A 19809-nucleotide genomic window follows, 5' to 3' on the forward strand; every position below is an offset into this window, starting at 1 on the left:
TTGGGCAGCAAAGGTCGGCAATGTTACGAACATGTCTAGCTTGTTTAGTGGTTGTGAATTGTTGGTGAACATTAGTGATTTGAAAGATTGGAATGTTGGCAATGTTACGGATATGAATAACATGTTCAACGGTTGTAAGAGCTTAAGTAGCCTTTCAGATTTAAAAGACTGGAATGTTGGCAATGTTACGAACATGTCTGGCATGTTTGCGGATTGTAAAAAGCTTACTAGTGCAGAGAAGTTGAGTAATTGGGCAGCAAAGGTCGGCAATGTTACGAACATGTCTAGCTTGTTTAGTGGTTGTGAATTGTTGGTGAACATTAGTGATTTGAAAGATTGGAATGTTGGCAATGTTACGGATATGAATAACATGTTCGGCTGGTGCAAGAGTTTAAGTAGCCTTTCAGATTTGAAAGGTTGGAAGGTTAACAATGTTACTGATATGCATAGCATGTTCGAGGAGTGCATTGGATTAAGTAATCTTTCAGGTCTAGAAAACTGGAATGTTGGCAATGTTACGAATATGCGTGATATGTTCAGCCACAGCTTTGTTGAAGGTACCGATAAGTTGACTGATATAAGTGCATTGAGTGGCTGGAATGTTAGCAATGTTAATGACATGTCTAGCATGTTTGCGGATTGCAAATCGCTTACTGGCACTGCTGATTTAAGCAAGTGGGATATTTTAAAAGTTACGAATCTTAGTTTAATGTTTTCCAATGCAGGAGCAGAAAGTGGCGACAACTTCGTATTAGATTTCAGCAATAAGACTTTTACAAAATCGAAGACACTTGTGGCTAATGCTGACCCTGATGATCCGAGCAAGCATTACTTTTCTGTTGATGGTATGTTCGATGGTTTTAAAGGAACATTGATTGCGAATAACTTGCGGTCTAGTAGTTTTGAGAATAATCCTGATGATGATCCTATCGCAAAACATTTTGCTATTGGTGACATATTCTCCCTCGATGAGAATGGTCACAGCAATAATATAGTCGTAACTAATAATGTTACGATTTTAGATACAATTTCAAACAATGATGATCTTAAAAATATTGCATACTACATTCCTGTTAAAGCCAAGCTAATGGAGCCTGGAGAGATGGGTTCGTGTAAGTGTGGTAGTAGCGGTGACTCGGGTGGTACTACTTATACGTACTATGTTCATGCACTGTATAATTCGAGTAATTTAGAGAAGAAACAGGATGAAAAATCGCAGGATTATGCGTACAGAATTGTAAAAAATAGTTTCGCTTCAAAGTTTAGAAGTGCTATAGATTCTCAATCGGGCAAGGAACCTAGTGAAGAAACTAGTGAAGAAACTAGTGAAGAAACTGATTCTGACACGCGAATTGCAAAGTTGAAATCGCGTGTAAAGAAATTGCAATCCGCAAGAGAATCGCGATCTGTAAGTGATGGCAGTGATGAAGAAAGCGGAGAACCTGGAGGTACCGAAGGACAGGGCAGTACTTATAAAATCTTGTTTAAGAAGTCAAGCGGAAGTACTTGCACTTGGACAGAACTTGGCGATAAAGATGGTGCTGTGCCTGTTAGTGATCCAAAGTCGCCTTTAGTGTTCTTCACTACAATGTACTATTTGGAGACCTTTGTTCAGCCAGTGCCTTTGCCGCATACTGGCGGCCAGTCGGCTGTTATGTTTACGTTCTTGTCTATTGGACTGTTCTCAATGTTCGCTGTTGCTGGCGCGTTCGGTCGTCATGGATGGGTCGCGTCTGTGCTTCCAAGCACCGCTTTGGCTGGGTTTGCAAAAGTTTTTAGCGGCGGTGCGCTCGATGTTGCCTCTGGTGCTAAACACTGCTTTGCACATTCTGTTGTAAGTGGTTCTATGCTTAAAACCGCTGTAAGTGCAGCAATCGGCTTCTTTGCTCGGTTCCGAGGCGACGGATCCACCTTCTGCAAGCATGCTAAGCAGCTTTAATATCGCTGCGCTCCTACCTGCTTGAGAGCGCAGAGCACAAGAGCGTAGCGCGCGCGAAAGCAACTCGTAGCGCTGAGCTTGCTCAAAGTTGATGAAAGCGCAGTGTGCTTTTAACGCGAGTGAGGTCTGCCTTCGTCTCGATTGATGCAGGCAGTGATAGTGGTAGTTGGTGGTACTGGTATTGGTAGGGGTAGTGGTACTGGTAGTGCTAAAACGAGTGTACATTTGTCTGCTTGTAATACTAACCAGCATATATTGTGGTTATGTTTATTTTAATTGACTGTATTTAGTAGTTTGTGACACGCCCGAAGTTTATAGAACTAAAATCGTCCACGGTAAAATATTCTAAAAACATGTGTTATTTTGAATATTTTTTAACGTATTTTGCGATTATTTTCATAGAAAATAGTGATTTTCAAAAAGATTGTCAAATTCATGGATTTTGCTTGAAATCCAGCATGGGGGGGGGGGTATACTCACAGCTGTACATTACATGGAGGTTTTTGATCGTACTGTTTAACAGTTTTCATGGCTGTGCTTGCAGTAAAGACAATTACCTTTAGCCTTTATTTATTGTGCAATGCGAGGGAGCGTATATATAGCAGTTAAAGGAATATTAAGGAATATTTATGAATATTCAGAAGGTTTTATTAAAAGTTTGGCGGGCGATTAGAGATTTTGTTGCTCGCTGCATTGACTCTAGCGTTGCGAGAGAGTCTAAAAAGGCTTCTTGCGCCGCTTTGCGCTCAAACGCGTCTAAAAACGCGTTCGTAAAATCATCCAAAAATGCGTCTCAAAAAGCGTGTGGTTCGTGCACGCGTCGAGCGTTACTTTCGTTATTGGTAGCATCTGCAACGTTGCTTGCTACTTTTGTGATTGCTCCAACTTCTGCTTTAAGTGCTGGTGAGAGTGCTGGTGAGAAAGTTGGTACTGAGAAGGCTGAGGGTGCGCAGTCTGGTTCTGCTAAAAATGATGATGAGAAGAAGCAGCAGACTAAGCAGAGTGAACCTAATAATACTGAGCCTGATAAGAAAAATACTGGCTCTTCAAGTACTTTAACGAATAATAATAATAAGGAATCGAATCCTGTTGAAAAGCAGAACCCTGATAGTAACAAGGTTGATGATAAGGCTAAGGCTGATGAGGCTGCTGTAAAGAAAAACGCTAAAGATGCTAAAAATAAAGCTGCTGATTCTGCGAAAGCTGTTAAAGGCACTGACAGAGGCGCTAATGATGAGCCTCAGCTTCCGGAAGCGTGCAAGAGTAATATGAAGGAATTTGGTACTTTAGCAACATGTTACGCTATTAATTACAGTAGAGCAAAACTTGGAAAAAATTATACTCAGGTTAATCATATTCTTACTCCAACAATAAAAGTTGCTGGTAAATCGCAGAAAAAATTTGCATTACCTGGTGGCGCGTGGCTTGAAATAGGTCATAAAGATAAAGCGGACGAAGATGGTAAGGATGGATACGATTTAGCTTTTTTCAAGGATAAGGATGGTAACTACATTACTAAATCTACGAAGAATATAGATAGTAGTGATGGTTCTATACGTTTTTTTGCAAACAAATGGCTTGTAGCTGGGAAATATAAGTTTACAGTTGCAATACATTATACAAATGGTTCCGAATCCAAAGCCAAGAAAATTACAGTAGAACTTAATGAAAAGTATTTACCTAAGGTTAAGCCTGGTGATTTAACGCTGAGTGTATACGATTTTGTGAAAGAGCAGGATGGTGTTGCGGTAAGTGGTAATAAAATTACTATAAAGCCAAAGTCTAGTAGTCAAGGTGCTAGCGGAGGTACTACTGGCAGTACTGATAAGAAAGACGTTTACGATTCTATTAATAATAAGCTTTTTATTGAATCGCAATCGAAAGATAAGGTTGGTTTTATCTATCATCATATGATTTGCAAAACTGGTAGTGGTAATAATGCCAGTTACACGGTAGATAGTGTTAATGGTTTGAGCTTAGGTGCGCAGACTCAGTTCGAGCATAAGGAAAATCTGATTCGTCCAAAGGATGGCACTGCAAAAGATTCTGCTGTATATGAGAATGATCCTTATACTGAGCGCTCTCAAAGTTGGATTACTGGTAAGCCACAAAATGATGGAACTTTTGAGTGCAAAGTGTTTGCTGTTAAAGATGTTGAGCTAAAACGTAAATTTGTTGGTAGTGGTGGCCCTAAAGATGTAAAATATGAATACTCTACTGTGTCGAAAGAATTTAATAGTAGAGTCGAAGCTGATAAGCAATCCCTATTTGATAATCCAGAACAAAACATTGTTGAAGATAAGTGGACTAATAAAGCGTCTATTAAGCAAGGCGTTGACTGGGATTATAAGTCAGTTACGATTGAGGTAAAGTCGAGTAAGCCTCAAAAGCCGGAGCCTCCAAAAATTGGTGATAATGATCTTACGCTGAAAGTGTATCCGTTTAATGGTAGTCCTACGGAATTGTCTGACAAGAATCCTGGCAAGAATAACAGTATTTCTGCAATGCTCGGTATGGAGCTTAAGCCTTATATTGAAGCCACTTCTTCTGCGGATAGCACGAAGAAGATTACGTTGCGCGTGCTGTGCTCTAATGGCGAGAAGAAGAAGGATAATGCTGCCGGCGGTAGTGGTGCTTCGACCGGAGGTGCTGGCTCGAGTGGAAGTGATTCTGCTGTAAGTGGCTCAAATGGCGCTAATACTGGCACTGGCTCGCAACCTGGGAAACCTTCTGGTTCGTCGCAATCTGCGGAGGATTTTGAATACAAGACTTGGAGTAGTAATCTTGCCGAGCTTGGGCTGAGTGTGCCTGAGGATACGAAGCAAACTAGATGCAATGAAGCAGGGAATGGTGATAAAAAATGTACTGCAGCGAATGTTGCGTCGCAAGCTTCTATGGAAGTGACCTTGAAGCCGACTGAGGTTGGCGATTATCAGTGCGTTGTGTTTGCGTTAAAGCCTAAGGCACTCGAAACGTTTGATGGTCTAAAAGGCAGCTTAACGCCTACGTCGATAAGCTCTACGCTAACCACTGCTCCAGCATCTTTTAAAGAACATAAGGATTTTGCTGCTTTTACGTTCAATATTCACTTGGTGAGTAATTTTACTTTGCCGCACACGGGTGGGCAGAGTTGGAATTTGCAGCTGGGTATTCTTGCAGCGCTATTGGTGAATCTGCTGGCTGCTGGCTTTGTGGTAAGTCAAAGTGAGCGCGGTCGCAAATTAATTTTGGGAAGGTGGCGAGGCTTATGCAATCACGTATAAAGCAGTTGTATATGCATTTACTCGCCGTGCTGCGCATAAGGCGACTGCGTACGCATTTGCGCATAAAGCCTTCCTGTTTCGCGCATTGTTTTATTGCGTATTGTTTTATTGCGCAATCTTTCGGGATTTGGGAGCGTGATAACACAAGGTAAATGCTAAAAATTTTAAAACTTTACTCGTATGAGCATTATTAATGCAAACTAATTCTCTAGTTGCCGTAAAACGGCAAATGAAAGGAGTGAACATGAAAAAGTTCACTAATAAATTCGTGGCGGCGGTGGCGTCGCTTGCGATGGCTGGCACGCTGTGCGTCGCCGGCGCTGTAACCGTATCCGGAGTTGCGTGGGCTGCTGGTCCTAAGCGAGATCCTAACGCGCATACTGCACCTGCTGCGCCAGCTCCGTGGGAGCAGGGTGCTCCAAAGAATGGCACTATAACCATCCTTAAGTGTGTGGAGAAAAAGAAGGATGGTAAAGCTACTTCTTCTTCTAATACACCAACAGGTCCTCAATGCAAAGCTGGTTACGAGCCACTTAACGATGCTACTTTCAAATTGACTAAAGTCACTTCTGTTAAGGAAGGCAGCCAGTATGTTACTTTGGATCTTAGCAAATTTGAGTCTTGGCAGAAGATTGCGAAGCTTGTTACTAAGCTGAACGATCACACTATTACAGATACTGGCGCTGATGCAGAAGTCAAGCTTGATACTAATAACGTTATTGGTCCGAAGAACACTGATAAAGATGGTATAGCCAAGTTTGGTACTAATGATTCTCCTATTGATCTTGGCTTGTACAAGGTTGAGGAAACTAACGCGCCTAAGGGCTATGGTGTTTCTGATCTGCAATCCTTCTATATGACTCTTCCTTTGCCAGAGTACACTACGACGAAAGTCGAGAATAGTAACGAAACCAAGACGACTGTGGCTTATAACTATAATCCTACTGTTAAGCCGAAGAATAAGGATCTCTCGACTACTATTCAGAAGGTTTACGATAAGACTAAGTTCGCTAGCGTTAAGGATAAAGTGCCTTTCACGATTACTGCCGGAGTGAACATAGCTAAGCGTGATGACAGGAATTTGACTGCTAACGATCTTCAGGGATATAAGGTCTTCGATGATGCTCCAACCGCTGCATTCAAGACTATTGATGCAAGTGTTGTGAAGAAAGTTAAGATTAACGGCAAAGATGTGACTAATGACACTACGACTACTTATTACAAGGTAGAAGATCCTGTTGTGAACAGTACTCAAACAGACAAAGCGAATGATGATGCTACTGAAAATCAGAGAGGTCTTGCTGCTGGTCACACTCGTATTTCTGTTAAGTTCGAAAAAGCAGGTCTTGACAAGATTGCTGAAGAAATAAACGGTTGTAAAAAAGCAGGAGACACTATTGATGTTGAAGTAGATCTTGAGTTTGAGCTTAATTCTGATTACCAGACTGGCACTGCTCCAACCGAATCTAAGCCAATGTCTGAGGATGATAAGAAGAAGGATGAGATTGTAAACAAGTCCGGCTTCTTCCCAGCACATCAGAAGGATACTAGTGCTTTGCCGCCAATCATTCCTGAGAATAAGAAGGCTCAAGCGACTATTGACTTTGGTTTCCTTAATGTCCATAAGTACTACATGAAGGACGGCAAGCAAGAACCGCTTAAAGATGCTGAGTTCAGGATTTTTGCTGATGAGAAAAAGGCAAATGCTTGCGCTCAAGGTCTGAAGGAAAATAAGGAACTTAGCGCTATTGAAGATTGCAAGGTTGCGTCAACTATTAATGATGCTACTGCAAATGCTGGTTCTCAACCTGCTGGCGCTGCTACTACTGATGTGCAGACTGCTAAAACAAATGATAAAGGTAACTTCGCGAAGGCATACAAGACTCGCGCTAGTGTTCCTGTTTATCTTGTTGAGGTTAAAGCTCCTAAGGGTTATGCGATTTCTCCTGTAGTTCATGCTGTGACTGTTACTAAGGATCAGACTAAGACTGAGGAGTTTGAGGACTTCCCACTTAAGGGTGGCGAAGACGGCAAGAGCTTCTGGTTCAATCTTCCTGCAACTGGTGCTGCTGGCGTGATTCTGTTTGCGCTTGCTGGCATGGGCTTGATTGCGGCAAGCGTGTTCCTCTACATGCGCAATCGCAAGGAAGAAGAACAGCAGCAGAACGCTTGATCAATGCGTTAGCCGATGTTGATTAGATGACGTTCGGCTTAGCGTTCAAAAGATTTAGGCACTTTGTACCAGGACACGCCAGCGTAGAAACAAAATGCTAAATGCATTTTGTTTTAAACGCTGCGGCGTGTCTTCTGGTACAAAGTGCTCTAATCTTTTGCGCACTACATAGGTTGAATGCATTACGCCAAGTGTGGCAGAGATTCGAGATTTTTCGCCGCGAACGAGGTGAGCCTCAGCATCGCTAGATGGTGACTCGCCGAGAGAGCAAGAAAAATCAAGAATCTCGGTGATGAAAGATACGCAAAAGTTTTAGATATTCAGAAGGTTTGATGTATTTCTATACGAGCAATAAAAGAGGAGCGTAGCGACGGGACTTGCGAGGAGAGAAATACTCAAACCCCGCGCAACACCAAGTAAGAAAACCGCGCACTACACAAATCTGCATTAAAACATTTGCATCCGCACATTGGAGTAGGAATGAAGCCTAATAAGAAGGAAAAGCAAGTAAAACGCAAGAAATCGCATTTGCGCCGTATTTTAGAGCCAATCGTTCTCGCGCTTGCAGCAATTTTGTGCTTCACGTATCCAGTTGCGTCAACGTTGTGGAATAACAAGGTGTCGAAGGAGATTTCTGTTGCTTATGATCGGTTGAGTCGTAAGCAGACTGCGGGCGCTAGAGAGAAGATTTTGAACGCGGCTCGTCGTTATAATGCGCGCCACAAGTCGATTATTACTGCTGATCCGTACGATGGTACGACGGATTATATGAAGACGCCGGAGTATAAGGATTATGCGAAGCAGTTGGATGAGCCGATGGGGATTATGGGTATCGTAAAAATCCCGAAGATTGGCGTTAAGCTGCCGATTTACCACGGTAGTTCGCAGGAGGTTTTAGCGTATGGTGCTGGGCACTTGTATGGCACGGATTTGCCGGTTGGTGGTAAAACTCGTCACGCGGTTGTGACGGCGCATACTGGTTTGCCTAATGCGACTATGTTTGATGATTTAGTGGAGTTGAAGAAGGGTGATTTCTTTTATTTTGACGTGCAGGGGGAGACGCTGCGTTACAAGGTGTTCCGCATTAGCGTGGTCGATCCGCATGATATTAGGTTGCTTCAACGCGAGAAGGGGCGCGACTTGGCGACGCTGCTTACATGTACGCCGTATGGTGTGAATACGCAGAGGCTGCTGGTTGCGGGGTATCGCGTGCTACCGGATCCGGTTTCCGCGCCGGGCGATAAGTTGCAGTGGCCGCTTTGGATGACGATGTTCGTGCTCGCGCTTATAGGGTGTTTCGTGATTCTTGCCACGATGATTATTGCCGCGGTTCGCAGGCATCGTAAGAATATTGCGCCGCATGGAAGGCATTTAAACTAACGCTAGCTATAGCGCGGTTGTGTGCACTTTGAGCGCATTGTGATGCGGTTTGTTTTGCGCGATTGCGTTTGCTTGCGAGCGTGAAAATGATTGGTGTTAATAGAATGGATATCATGCTTAAAATCAAGCTATCAAGCCAATCTAAATTTTTTGCGATAGTACCTTCTTATCGTTAAAAAGTGCACCCACTATCCATAGTGTTCACTCAAAAAAGTGTATAAATACTACGAGTGCTCTCAATGTAGATTGAGAGCACTGTAAATGATGCCAAGCGCAGATTAGCTGGGTGCGCTTCTAATCACGTCTATATTTGTTATCTCGTTTCATTTGTTATCTCACTGCATTGTTATTTAGTACCCCTTGTTATCTCATCTCTTTTTTGCCAAATTGTGTTATTGCAATCAAAAATACAAACACAGATATTGCAATTGCACATGGCAAAAATGGTATAAGATTAAATCCGTTTCCTAATCCTGTTGATGTAACTGCATGTAGAGAGCGGGAAACCATATATCCGCTGTAACAATAAGGATAAACTACCCAAAGTGGAGTATTTGCTATTAATACGCCAGGAATCACAAGAAGTATATTTAATCCAACGGATAACATTGACTTTTCAAAAAGCACAGTAATCGCCCACATGACCATTACGCTTGGAATCATAGTCAAAAACAGATCTAAACACCATTTTAGTAGATACATAATTGGGAGCGTTTCTGTAACTCCTGTGCTACTGGTTGCAAACAATCCTGCTATAACGAATACAGCAAAAAATACAACCATTTCCATAAGCAAATAAAATAACAGTACGCAAAATTTTGCAGCAGAAATCGCGTATCTGCTAACAGGCAGTGCCAGCATTTTTAGTATTCCGTTATTGCTTGTTTCTCGTCCTGCGATCATCACGCAAATAACAATCATACTAAGAGGAAGCAAATAGTATGAATAGACTAATGCGCTTTGAATAAACATAGCAGCCCATGCGTGTGTATATTCTGGAGTGAAGTAGCTATGAAGGCTTGCTACACCAGATCCAACCACAAGTAATGGCGCAATAAAAATCAAAGGAATAATTTTACTACGCTTTACTTTCTTAAATTCGATTCTAAAAAGTTCAAAAAATCTCATTTTCATAATCTCCTTATTCATAGTGCAGGTTCTTAGCCGCCCACAATCCAGAACATAAAAACAGAAGTGTTTCAACTATGGATACGATTACGACCGTAGTATTAGGTTGCGCGCTCATGGCAACTGCTGGTTTTAACATAACGATAAAAGGTGATGCCATAAAAAGCACTATGTCTGAAGAAGCCAATGCCATGCCGCTTAAAAATCCTGCTACACCAATTCCAAGCGTTACCCACATGTTTTCAAATCGTGATGATACAAAAATCATAAAGGACAATACAGGCATTGACGTAATAAATGAATATGCAGCAAAAGATATAAGAGTACTTACATTAAACGTGCCTTGTGGCAAATCTGTTACACCGATTTTTGCAAGTGCTAAATTTTGTATGCAAATAGCGATTAGTAATAGAACAGTCAGCAGCATAAATTTGCATAGGTACATAGCAGGCACACTCATAGGCAGCATATGCATCTTTTTTACTGCATTTCCCTTAAATTCCATGTTGTAGATAATGCATGCGGCGACTATTATGCCGAACATGTTTAACACCATAATCATGCCGTAAAGCTGTGTAAGAAGAATATCCATAGGAGCTAAAGGCAGATTTAATAATGTATTTTTTCGTACAATAAAATTCACAAAAGCGTACGCTGCTCCCATAACGCCAATAGCAATCATAAGAGCTATAAAACCAGTTCTCTTGCATTTTTTTAGTTCGATTACAAGCGTTTTCATAGTCTTGCACTCTGCTTCCTGATCTTATTGTCTTCATCAATCATGGATAGGAACATATCTTCCAAATTGTCGGAAGCAAAACCAGATTGTAATGCATGCTGTCGTAGTTCATCTAAACTACCTTCAAATAACAAGTGTCCGTGATTAAGTATTCCAATATCATCTGCAATAAGCTCAATTTCGGATAGCATATGAGAAGAAATAAGAATCGTGCAATCGTAAAGATCTGGCAGCGACTTAATCAGATTTCGGATTTCGTGTATGCCAGATGGATCGAGTCCATTTGTTGGCTCATCTAAAATCAAAATAGGTGGCCTACCAAGCAATGCTCCAGCAAGACCAAGCCTTTGCTTCATGCCAAGCGAATATTTTTTTGCAAGACGGTCTCCAAACTCAGAAAGACCCACTAATTCTAATGCGTCATCAACTGCACTCTTAGGTAGCGCTAAAATGCGACGTATAATGTCAAGATTTTCTCTACCTGTTAGATTTGCATAAAAAGATGGTGATTCAATAAATGAGCCTATTTCTTTCAAAATAGGTATGCGATCGGCAGGAAACTGTTTTCCGTCGATTGTAAATACACCTTTTGTTGGAGCCGTAAGCCCTAGGAGCATTTTCATTGTTGTAGATTTTCCAGCTCCATTTGGCCCAAGAAAGCCGTAAATGCTACCTTTGCGAATATGAAGTGAAACATCATTAACAGCAATAAATGACTTATATTTTTTTGTTAAATGTTCTGTTGTAACAATATTGTTCATGGCAATATCTCCTTTCAGGATTTATGATATTGCGTCAACCTTTCTACAACATTCTCTTCACCTTACATCTACCTTACATTTTTATGCGAGGTCAAAAAATGAATATTCACATGGCATAATATATGTTAGGGGGGCTCTCCATGAATCTGAATGATTATTTATTGAACAAGCATCTGCTGCTTGTTGATGATGAGCAGGAACTTCTAGATATGGTTGTGTCCATATTAAACGAATACGGTTTTTATAATATAACGACTGCAAAAAGTATAAAAGATGCCGTAGAAGCAACACAAAAATTACGTCCAGAATTAGCAATCCTTGATGTTATGCTCCCCGACGGTAATGGATTTGAGCTAATGAAGCAGATAAAACAATATAGTGATTGTCCTATTTTATTCCTTACTGCTTGCGGTGAAGATGAAGATAAGTTTAAGGGATTTGACTTAGGAGCAGACGATTATATTGTAAAGCCGTTTCTTCCAAAAGAGCTAACGTTTCGCATTATGGCAATTTTAAGACGAAGCTACAAGAACGAAAATCCCATTGTTAAACTGAAAAATAGTCAGATTGATTTTTCTTCTGCCCAAGTAATAAAAAATAACGAACATATTCAACTCACAGCCAAAGAATATGATTTACTTTCTGCACTTTATAGAAATGCTGGATGCATTGTAACAATTGACGCGTTATGTGAAGCTACATGGGGAGCTAATCCTTTTGGATATGAAAATTCTTTAATGGCACATATACGTCGTATCAGAGAAAAAATAGAACTCAATCCATCGCAGCCTGTTTCTTTAATAACAGTTAAAGGCTTAGGATATAAGCTGATTGTGGAGTAAAGCAGAATGAAAAGCATACCAAAACTAATACAACGCTTTATAAGTATTTTTCTACTAAGCTCTGTGCTTATAGTATTAATGAATATTATTGCGTTTATTGTACTTATAGGAAATTACGCTCCCGATAAAGAGATGTCTCCTTATAGCATAGCAAAGGAGACGGGAGAAGCATTACAATTATCCGCAAGTGGGGATTATGCATTATCAAAAAATATGTCTTCCAAATTGACAAATTCTGGCGCATGGGCAATTTTGATTGATAATAATACGTTGAAAGTCGTATGGAAAACAGAAAATGTCCCTGCAGGTATTCCAAACAACTATACTTTGTCTGATATAGCTAATTTGAGCGTTGGTTACATTGATGGTTATCCAACTTACACTGGCAAAAATAAGGATGGAGTTGTTGTAGTCGGATTTCCGCACAACAGCTTTTGGAAACATACGCGACCAAGTTGGAACTACAGTTTAATCTCAAATTTTCCGCAGATTGTTTTAAGCGTATTATTTATCAACATTTTGCTGATTCTTGGAATTTATTTAATAGCTAATATAAAACTACTAAAATCAATTAATCCGATTACAAAAGGGATACAACGTTTATCTAGTGGAGAAAGCGTGCATATTCCAGAAACAGGAGCACTTTCAGAAATTTCATCTAATATAAATTCTGCTTCCGATATTTTGCAAATACAAAAAGAACAATTGAGGAAAAGAGAGACTGCAAGAGCGAATTGGATAGCTGGGGTTTCGCATGATATTCGTACGCCGTTATCTATGGTTATGGGATATGCGGGACAGTTAGAAAATTCTCTCCATATTTTGGAAGAAGATCGTAAAAAAGCAACGATGATTATTAAGCAAAGTGTCAGAATGAAAAATTTGATTAATGACCTTAATCTGGCTTCAAAACTTGAATACAATATGCAACCAATTATGAAAAAAGAAGAAAATGTTGTTGCTGTTGTTAGGCAAGTTGTTGTGGATTTTATGAATATGGGTATGCAAGATGAGTTTTCGATTAAATGGGAAACGGACGAAGAATTAACTGTTTACAATATTAATGTAGACAAAGATTTATTAAAACGAGCAATATCTAATCTTATTCAGAACAGCATATCTCATAATGAAAATGGGTGTACGATTTATGTATCCGTTGCTGCAAATAATAATAATTGTATTATTTGTGTTGAAGATAACGGTATAGGTGTTTCAGATGAAAAAATCGAAAAGCTTAATCATGCACCGCACTATATGATTTGCGATACAAGTACTGCAGAGCAACGGCATGGTTTGGGTTTGCTGATTGTTCAGCAGATTATTGGTGCTCATAATGGAACAGTTGATATAAGTAAAAGCAAACATGGTGGGCTTAAGGTCTCTCTAACGATACCGCAGACTTACATATGAATCAATCTTGTGCAGCATGCATGAACGACCGTTTAATTAAATATTAATATATCGCCTTTTACATTTCCTTGATAGAAGCGCGGAATTGAACCATTTATCAGCAGTAGCAGCGTTGTTTTTTTTTTTACTAGCCAAACCCTTAAACTGTTGGATATAAGCAAACAGTTTGCGGTATGTGTTCATTAGATCTCCTTTTTGGAATTAGCCCTTTTGGGTGGCAAACTTCGCCGCCTAGAGAATCTGCAAAAATGCGCAAATCTCTGACGCAAATTGTCTCGAATAGAAAGCCGATGGGAACTTTCATTCCGACGATTGGCTTTGTTTAGAAATATGGCTGTAAGGACTAAATGTTAAAAGGTTTAGTGTGTGGTGGATTTAAGCTCACTTCTCGAGATTCTAGATGTGATTTTTTGCTATTCTTCTGTCGAGTGGTTGTGCGCTCTAGTTGCTTATATTTTGGGGAACAAATCGGTGTAAAAATTGTAAAAAAGTTCCCTACACTGTTTGATTTCTCATGGTAGGGGCTTGTTGGTTATTCCAGAAAATAATGTTCCTGAGTTTAAGAAGTTGCTTGTTGAGTATTATGAGGGTGAAGATTTGCAGGTGATTGCTTCGTTTATGAGGGAATATTGTTGGAGGTGTTAAACGTGCGCTATTATGTTGGTTCTTCTGGCTTTGTGAACCTTGCTGTTTATGAAAGAGTATAGTTTGCTAGTAAATGAAGAAATTAGTGTCGATAGTCTAGACAAATTAATAAAAAAAAATAGGATATTTATTAAGATTATTACAGTAATCAGAGCGAATAGGAGATCTTGTTTACTTAATAGTCTGTTTTATAATCATTTGATACAAAGTCGTGTTAACGAAAAGGAGGCTAGTAGTGTTATGAGGAGTAAAACTATTTTTTGTAAAAACATTTTTCAAAGTTGTCTTGTTATGCTTCTGCTGCTAGGTTCTATCTTTTCTCTTGCGGGATGTGCTGATGATGAGAAGGCGGAGCTTGCGTCGTATCATTGGGAAACAGTAGAGGTATCTCAGAAAGAATATCGCCTACCAGACGATTACATGAATAAAGGTGAACTGTATCTCTTTGTGTCACGAGACGTTCTTGATTCTCATTATGATTTGTCTAAAGTCACTCTTGGAGATAAGCCCATCAAATTAGTTGACTCACAGTTTAATTTGCCTAGTTCAGGGTATAAAGCTCTATTTTTAGTTGGTAAATTTGATTTAAAAGACAAGCCAAGTTCTGATGTTCTTAAAGTACCAGGACTTAATAAAACAGGTAATGTTGCTGTAGGTTATAAGAAGAAATAGTAGTATTTTGCACTAAATGCTTAGTGTGAATGTTGAAAGTGTTTATATCAGTCGAGGAATCCTATTCATGTAAATTGTGTTGCAATATGCGATACAATAATTTGTGATGTGTGTATGGAGGTTGATCGATATGGCAGTTACTAAAACAGCGAATGTGAATGTGAGAATACAAGAAAATATTAAGCAGCAGGCGGAGCAGATTTTGGAAACTATTGGAATTACTAGGGCTACTGCTATTGACATGTTTTATCGTCAAATCATTCTTAATAAGGGTATTCCGTTTTCGCTTACTATTCCGAAGTCGCTTCCGGCGCAAGATGATATGGATGAGAAAACGTTTAACGCGTTTATGGCTAAAGGTTATGATCAGGCGGTTCATGGTGATAGTTATCCGATAGATGATGTTTTTGAAGAGCTTGAACGATGATTGGAACAGAAAAATGTCAGATTCATCGATGAAAGAGAAGGAAAAGCAGGAACATACTCCCAGAGAGGAGAAAAATCCACTATATTGTGAATCACATGAGCAAATATGTGAGAACCTTAACAGTGCAAATAAGGAATTGCCCAAGTATAAGGTTTTACAATTGAGTGCGGAAATCTTTTCCATCTTAATTATTGTTGGAACTGCTTTTATGGCGTCCAATAAGCTACAGCTTTTTGGATGGATCACTTATTGTTTTGCAATTCTGCTTCTTGTTGTAGTTTCTCTTATTTGGGTTATTTGTGTTATTTGGCAGCGCAATATACATAGTCGTTTTAGGAGTGCAAATGTAGAGCGTAACAAATCTTTTCTTAGCTATGGCAAGCAACGGTGGAAGGGTAGAATCTCGCTGATTCTTTGTTGCTTTTTTGTGTTAAGTGGTATTCTAACTGCATTCTTTGGAATAACTGCGGTACGTCTTCCAAATCAGTGGCTTTTGCAGACTTGGGTATATGTTATATGCGCTGCAATGCCAGTTGTTTGGATGATTACGATTGCTCTTGTATGTGTCTTCTATAATCTCTATCTTATTTCGCGTGTACGGAAGATAGGTATAAGAATTGTACTTCGTTGTCTACATGTTATGCTTTGTGTATTGATTATCTTAGGTCTTGGATTTTTTGACGTTTTGTTTATTGTTGGCAGATATTCTGTGAAACAAAATCATAATGGTACATACACAGAGCACGTGGATGACATGTATGCTCCTTTTGAGTATTATCTTTATAAGTCTGAAGGCCCATTTTTCCTTAAGTATCTTCGACCAATGAAAGATTCAACTGATACTGATCCAAAAATAAGTGAATCTGAGTGGTATCGCAGAATTGATCGTAATAACAGGAAAGATACAAGATTAAAGGTTGAAGAGCCAGATAAAAATTCCGATTTGCATGATTCCGCTGAGCATGATTTAGAATCAAAGAAGGAAAGAAATGCAGCGCTTAAGATATTTGATAAGTATTTTGCGGCACAAGGATTTACGTTCAAGGAGAACTATACTGCCAAGGGGAATATGTATTTTGTTTTGAATGAAAGCCGTTCGGACATTACTTATCTGCAGTATAACAGGGACTCTCAGGATGGAAAATGTGGTCTTTATATTCTGTTTAAGGCTTCAAAATCTTCAAATGGAAGCTGGTCGCCGAGTGATGCTGATATGCAGAGCACCTATACTTATGAATATAGCACTGGGCTAATTGCAAAGAGCAGTAGGGCATATTGGTAGTAGGGCAGATTGGTTGTATGTCAGAATCGTTGGATGCCAAAATCGAAGAGTATCTGAAGATTGCCAGATAGTGATTGCCAGATAGTAGAATCCATATTTGCGTGCTCTAGTTGCTTGTGTTTTTGGGGAACAAATCGGTGGAATAATCGTAGAAAAGTTCCCTACATTATTTGCATTCTTATACTGTTACAGTTGGTAACTATAGTGTTTCACCTTGTTTCTTTTTCCGCTGTAAATTATTTGTTAGTTTGTAATTAGGCGGTATCTAAATCAAATGTTTCAATACTAATTTGGTTTCCGTCAAGTAATTTCATGATGTGTAATAACTGATTTGAAAGGAGTTGTGTCATGAGTAGTGTTATATCTTTGGGAGAAAAAATTAGAAAGGCTCGTCTGGAAGCTGGGTTGACGCAGGAGGAGCTTTCGGAATTATTGATGGTATCTCGTGCTGCTGTAGCAAAATGGGAAACGAATCGGGGTTTGCCAGATATAGAGAATCTGAAATTTATTGCATCTGCTCTAAGCGTGAGTGTTGATTATCTTTTGGATGAGAACAATAGCGTTGATTTTTCTATTACTAAGAAGCCTATTAATCTCAATAAATATGGTTTCGACGGTAGGTTGAGCAGTTTTAAGAAGCTGAAAATTAAAGAGCAGATTGTATTAGATGAATATCCTGACTCAGAAATCAATATGCTAACTGTTGTTAAGACTTATAACAGTTCATCTGAGAAAATGGTGGATAATTTTGTTGGATGGTTTTCTACTCTCCTTGGAGGATTGCCATTGTTTGGCATATATGATTTCAGTAAAGCTGTTGCCACTCTTGTGGCTGATCAGTATTATTTGGTGGATAAAAAAGATAAGCAGTATTTCGTGCTTATAACTGATGAGTATATTATTAGCAGAATTATGGGAGTGGCGTTTAATAGTAAAAAGTTCCGTATTGGAGATAAAGAATTTATGAAAGTTGGTTTGCTTCGTAATAAGTAGTAAATGGGTGGGTGGGTCTGGTTTTAATATTTTTTCTCATAATATTTGTTGATAAAAAACATGATTAATGGAGAAAAGGCGACTGAAATAGCTAAAAGAGCAGCTGGAAAATATGCTTTTGTGATAAATGCAATTATGGCAATTATTCCCATTAGGTGCATCAGTATGAATGCCATTGTTGCATTTACTTTATCTTTTATTTTCTCGTTTCTTTCATCGTTCACATTTATTTTGTAGTTGTGGTCTTTTTCCATCATCTTATAGTGCATGATTTTTACGTGTGAAAGTGAGATAATTGCAACAAAAACAACTGACAGTACAATTTCTACGGATTCGTTCAGTTTAAGAGTCAGTGCAAGAATTAGTCCGCAAATTCCTATTACATATCCTATGTACCAAAAATTCTGGGTTTTCTGTTTTTTCATTTTTTATCTTCCTCGTAGATAAATATTTCTTCGATTGTTAAATCAAAGTACTTAGCAATTTTGTATGCCAATATGATTGACGGGTTGTATCTTCCATTTTCCAAAGAACCGACTGTTTGTCTTGATACTTCGAGTGCGTCGGCAAGTTCTTCTTGGGTTATGCCTTTTTCTTTTCTAATTTGTTCAAGTCTATTTTTCACATTACATTCTCCTTCCTAACGGAAAGCTAGCTTTACATATAAGATAATCGTTTCGAGAGTAAATGTCAAGGTGACTTTCCATTGTATTGAATAAAGATGTGGTGAGCACTTGTCGTGAGTTTTACTTTGCTTGTGCTGATGTTAATGCAGTGCCATTGCAATGCAAATGCAATGTTGTATAATTGCCGTAAGGAATAAGGGGTGATTGTATGGCGAAAACAGCTAACTTGTATACTCGTATTGATCCGGAGTTAAAAGAGCAGGCAGAGTATATATTGAATTCTTTGGGTCTTCCTCCTTCGAGTGCTATTACTATGTTTTATAAGCAGGTTGTTTTACAGCAGGGGCTTCCTTTTGATGTGAAATTGGGTTATAGAGAGCCGCGTGATGTGAGTTCTATGACTCAAGGTGAGTTGAATGATGAGTTGGAAAAGGGTTATAAGTCAGTTTTATCTGGTGATGTGAAGCCTGCGGATAAGGTTTTTGCGTCCTTGCATAGGGAATTTGATTTATGATTTACACGGTGCACATTTCGCGTGAGGCTGAAGAAGACTTGCGTGGTATTTATGCTTATATTGCGTTTAATTTACTGTCTTTGAAAAACGCGCAGGGGCAGATAAATAGGTTGGAGGAAGCAATATTGAGTCTTGATGAGTTTCCTCTTGCGCATCGTTTAGTTAGTTTTGAGCCATGGAGGAGTAGAGGTTTAAGGTTCATGGCGTGTGATAATTTTCTTATTTTTTATTTTGTTTTTGAAGAAAAGTATGAAGTCGTGGTTTCTCGTGTGCTTTATGGGAAAAGAGATATTGAGAAAGTTATAAATGGCAATTAAAGTTTTAATGATATCTTTTTCTATCGTTAAAAGGTGCACCCAATATCCATAGTGTGCACTCAAAAAAGTGTATAAATACTACGAGTGCTCTCAATGTAGATTTAGAGCACTGTAAATGATGTCAAAGGCTGATTAGGTGGGTGCAAGTTTGCCTTTGTGTAGCAGGGATTAGTGAGGGCTATCGTTAAAAGGTTTAATGCGTTGTTGTCAGAGCAAGGCTTCCTATTAGTTTTTTAAGCAGCCAATAGGAACCACGTAAACACCGTCTTTACGGCAATACGCAAAGTCACCTGTTCCAGTTAAAACCATAAGGAAAGATGGCGCGTTCATTTTATCGGTGTCGATTTTATCTTTCATCGCTTTAAGACTTTTTGCACCATCTTCAATGAGTTTGCTGCCTCCGAGTTTAATTTCAATAAGACTGTATTTACCATTTCTTAAATGAATAACCGCATCGCATTCCTGTCCGTCTTTATCTCTGTAGTGATAAACCTCGCTGCCCAGAGAATCTGCAAAAATACGCAAATCTCTGACGCAAAGTGTCTCGAATAGAAATCCGATGGTGAACTTTCATTCCGACGATTGGCGGGTTTTCGTTCCGATGATTGGCGAACTTTCATTCCGACGATTGGCGGCATCAGTGAAGATGGTTGGAAAGTGCGGTGCAAACATGAGAGAAAACGAATTGGCGGTCGGTT

Annotated in this window: 19 protein-coding genes; 13 read left to right on the plus strand and 6 right to left on the minus strand. The window is 39.4% G+C overall.

From position 1 onward, the window contains the following. From ACLD6A_RS00425 to ACLD6A_RS00440, 4 genes are all read left to right on the plus strand, one after another. Window positions 1-1939: BspA family leucine-rich repeat surface protein (locus tag ACLD6A_RS00425; RefSeq protein ID WP_410313272.1), on the plus strand; the 1939-nt coding region annotated here is incomplete at its 5' end. Window positions 1940-2568: 629 nt separating this feature from the next. Further along, window positions 2569-5202 carry a hypothetical protein gene (locus tag ACLD6A_RS00430; RefSeq protein ID WP_410313273.1) on the plus strand — a complete coding sequence of 878 codons (2634 nt, stop codon included), beginning with the start codon at window positions 2569-2571 and terminating at the stop codon, window positions 5200-5202. A 244-nt stretch (window positions 5203-5446) separates the two neighbouring features. Further along, the gene (locus tag ACLD6A_RS00435; RefSeq protein ID WP_410313274.1) at window positions 5447-7375 is read left to right on the plus strand and encodes a SpaH/EbpB family LPXTG-anchored major pilin; all 1929 of its coding nucleotides are present in this window, start codon (window positions 5447-5449) and stop codon (window positions 7373-7375) included. 480 nt (window positions 7376-7855) lie between these two features. Further along, window positions 7856-8755 carry a class C sortase gene (locus ACLD6A_RS00440; RefSeq protein WP_410313275.1) on the plus strand — a complete coding sequence of 300 codons (900 nt, stop codon included), beginning with the start codon at window positions 7856-7858 and terminating at the stop codon, window positions 8753-8755. 363 nt (window positions 8756-9118) lie between these two features. Here ACLD6A_RS00440 and ACLD6A_RS00445 read toward each other — a convergent pair whose 3' ends face one another. The 3 genes from ACLD6A_RS00445 to ACLD6A_RS00455 are packed head-to-tail and all read right to left on the minus strand — an operon-like array spanning window position 9119 to window position 11383. Next, window positions 9119-9883, minus strand: a complete 765-nt coding sequence (locus ACLD6A_RS00445) for an ABC transporter permease (protein WP_410313601.1) — start codon at window positions 9881-9883, stop codon at window positions 9119-9121. A 13-nt stretch (window positions 9884-9896) separates the two neighbouring features. Continuing rightward, window positions 9897-10622 (minus strand): ABC transporter permease, encoded by a 726-nt coding sequence (locus tag ACLD6A_RS00450; RefSeq protein ID WP_102155501.1) that lies wholly within the window; start codon window positions 10620-10622, stop codon window positions 9897-9899. Next, the gene (locus ACLD6A_RS00455) at window positions 10619-11383 is read right to left on the minus strand and encodes an ABC transporter ATP-binding protein (protein WP_004138603.1); all 765 of its coding nucleotides are present in this window, start codon (window positions 11381-11383) and stop codon (window positions 10619-10621) included. Before ACLD6A_RS00455 ends, ACLD6A_RS00450 begins: the two co-directional genes overlap by 4 nt. A 140-nt stretch (window positions 11384-11523) precedes the next feature. Here ACLD6A_RS00455 and ACLD6A_RS00460 point away from each other — a divergent pair, with 140 nt between their 5' ends. The 7 genes from ACLD6A_RS00460 to ACLD6A_RS00490 all read left to right on the plus strand — a co-directional run bounded on the left by ACLD6A_RS00460 (window position 11524) and on the right by ACLD6A_RS00490 (window position 17654). Further along, window positions 11524-12225 (plus strand): response regulator transcription factor, encoded by a 702-nt coding sequence (locus ACLD6A_RS00460; RefSeq protein WP_165847560.1) that lies wholly within the window; start codon window positions 11524-11526, stop codon window positions 12223-12225. Window positions 12226-12231: 6 nt separating this feature from the next. After that, window positions 12232-13635, plus strand: a complete 1404-nt coding sequence (locus tag ACLD6A_RS00465) for a sensor histidine kinase (RefSeq protein ID WP_410313276.1) — start codon at window positions 12232-12234, stop codon at window positions 13633-13635. A 504-nt stretch (window positions 13636-14139) separates the two neighbouring features. Then, complete coding sequence (locus tag ACLD6A_RS00470) at window positions 14140-14280, plus strand: hypothetical protein (RefSeq protein WP_196218478.1); 141 nt, start codon at window positions 14140-14142, stop codon at window positions 14278-14280. A 240-nt stretch (window positions 14281-14520) separates the two neighbouring features. Further along, window positions 14521-14952: a hypothetical protein gene (locus ACLD6A_RS00475; RefSeq protein WP_032837822.1), complete on the plus strand. Its 432-nt coding sequence runs from the start codon at window positions 14521-14523 to the stop codon at window positions 14950-14952. A gap of 130 nt (window positions 14953-15082) precedes the next feature. Then, on the plus strand, window positions 15083-15379 hold the full coding sequence (locus ACLD6A_RS00480) for a type II toxin-antitoxin system RelB/DinJ family antitoxin (protein ID WP_410313277.1): 297 nt from the start codon (window positions 15083-15085) through the stop codon (window positions 15377-15379). 13 nt (window positions 15380-15392) lie between these two features. Next, window positions 15393-16661, plus strand: a complete 1269-nt coding sequence (locus tag ACLD6A_RS00485; protein WP_410313278.1) for a YcxB family protein — start codon at window positions 15393-15395, stop codon at window positions 16659-16661. Between the two features lie 348 nt (window positions 16662-17009). After that, window positions 17010-17654: a helix-turn-helix transcriptional regulator gene (locus ACLD6A_RS00490; protein WP_004134776.1), complete on the plus strand. Its 645-nt coding sequence runs from the start codon at window positions 17010-17012 to the stop codon at window positions 17652-17654. 23 nt (window positions 17655-17677) lie between these two features. On the opposite strand, the gene ACLD6A_RS00495 is transcribed toward ACLD6A_RS00490, so the two are convergent. Beyond that, complete coding sequence (locus ACLD6A_RS00495) at window positions 17678-18079, minus strand: hypothetical protein (RefSeq protein ID WP_004134774.1); 402 nt, start codon at window positions 18077-18079, stop codon at window positions 17678-17680. Continuing rightward, entirely contained in the window at window positions 18076-18279 is a 204-nt protein-coding gene (locus ACLD6A_RS00500; protein ID WP_004134772.1) for a helix-turn-helix transcriptional regulator, read from the minus strand. Before ACLD6A_RS00500 ends, ACLD6A_RS00495 begins: the two co-directional genes overlap by 4 nt. Before the next feature lie 209 nt (window positions 18280-18488). Here ACLD6A_RS00500 and ACLD6A_RS00505 point away from each other — a divergent pair, with 209 nt between their 5' ends. Together ACLD6A_RS00505 and ACLD6A_RS00510 are read left to right on the plus strand one after the other, a co-directional pair. Continuing rightward, complete coding sequence (locus ACLD6A_RS00505) at window positions 18489-18794, plus strand: type II toxin-antitoxin system RelB/DinJ family antitoxin (protein WP_004134770.1); 306 nt, start codon at window positions 18489-18491, stop codon at window positions 18792-18794. After that, complete coding sequence (locus tag ACLD6A_RS00510) at window positions 18791-19111, plus strand: type II toxin-antitoxin system RelE/ParE family toxin (protein ID WP_410313279.1); 321 nt, start codon at window positions 18791-18793, stop codon at window positions 19109-19111. Before ACLD6A_RS00505 ends, ACLD6A_RS00510 begins: the two co-directional genes overlap by 4 nt. A 225-nt stretch (window positions 19112-19336) precedes the next feature. On the opposite strand, the gene ACLD6A_RS00515 is transcribed toward ACLD6A_RS00510, so the two are convergent. Then, entirely contained in the window at window positions 19337-19672 is a 336-nt protein-coding gene (locus ACLD6A_RS00515; protein WP_080576773.1) for a DUF4143 domain-containing protein, read from the minus strand. Window positions 19673-19809 lie beyond the last annotated feature (137 nt).

This window comes from Gardnerella sp. Marseille-Q9691 (assembly GCF_046507715.1).
Classification (GTDB): domain Bacteria; phylum Actinomycetota; class Actinomycetes; order Actinomycetales; family Bifidobacteriaceae; genus Bifidobacterium; species Bifidobacterium greenwoodii.

Bases quoted from the DNA above. Each gene is read 5' to 3' on its own strand.
- ACLD6A_RS00485 (WP_410313278.1), top strand. From the start codon at position 15,393: ATGTCAGATTCATCGATGAAAGAGAAGGAAAAGCAGGAACATACTCCC.
- ACLD6A_RS00475 (WP_032837822.1), top strand. From the start codon at position 14,521: ATGAGGAGTAAAACTATTTTTTGTAAAAACATTTTTCAAAGTTGTCTT.
- ACLD6A_RS00435 (WP_410313274.1), top strand. From the start codon at position 5,447: ATGAAAAAGTTCACTAATAAATTCGTGGCGGCGGTGGCGTCGCTTGCG.
- ACLD6A_RS00430 (WP_410313273.1), top strand. From the start codon at position 2,569: ATGAATATTCAGAAGGTTTTATTAAAAGTTTGGCGGGCGATTAGAGAT.
- ACLD6A_RS00445 (WP_410313601.1), bottom strand. From the start codon at position 9,883: ATGAGATTTTTTGAACTTTTTAGAATCGAATTTAAGAAAGTAAAGCGT.
- ACLD6A_RS00505 (WP_004134770.1), top strand. From the start codon at position 18,489: ATGGCGAAAACAGCTAACTTGTATACTCGTATTGATCCGGAGTTAAAA.
- ACLD6A_RS00495 (WP_004134774.1), bottom strand. From the start codon at position 18,079: ATGAAAAAACAGAAAACCCAGAATTTTTGGTACATAGGATATGTAATA.
- ACLD6A_RS00510 (WP_410313279.1), top strand. From the start codon at position 18,791: ATGATTTACACGGTGCACATTTCGCGTGAGGCTGAAGAAGACTTGCGT.
- ACLD6A_RS00465 (WP_410313276.1), top strand. From the start codon at position 12,232: ATGAAAAGCATACCAAAACTAATACAACGCTTTATAAGTATTTTTCTA.
- ACLD6A_RS00480 (WP_410313277.1), top strand. From the start codon at position 15,083: ATGGCAGTTACTAAAACAGCGAATGTGAATGTGAGAATACAAGAAAAT.
- ACLD6A_RS00440 (WP_410313275.1), top strand. From the start codon at position 7,856: ATGAAGCCTAATAAGAAGGAAAAGCAAGTAAAACGCAAGAAATCGCAT.
- ACLD6A_RS00455 (WP_004138603.1), bottom strand. From the start codon at position 11,383: ATGAACAATATTGTTACAACAGAACATTTAACAAAAAAATATAAGTCA.
- ACLD6A_RS00490 (WP_004134776.1), top strand. From the start codon at position 17,010: ATGAGTAGTGTTATATCTTTGGGAGAAAAAATTAGAAAGGCTCGTCTG.
- ACLD6A_RS00450 (WP_102155501.1), bottom strand. From the start codon at position 10,622: ATGAAAACGCTTGTAATCGAACTAAAAAAATGCAAGAGAACTGGTTTT.
- ACLD6A_RS00460 (WP_165847560.1), top strand. From the start codon at position 11,524: ATGAATCTGAATGATTATTTATTGAACAAGCATCTGCTGCTTGTTGAT.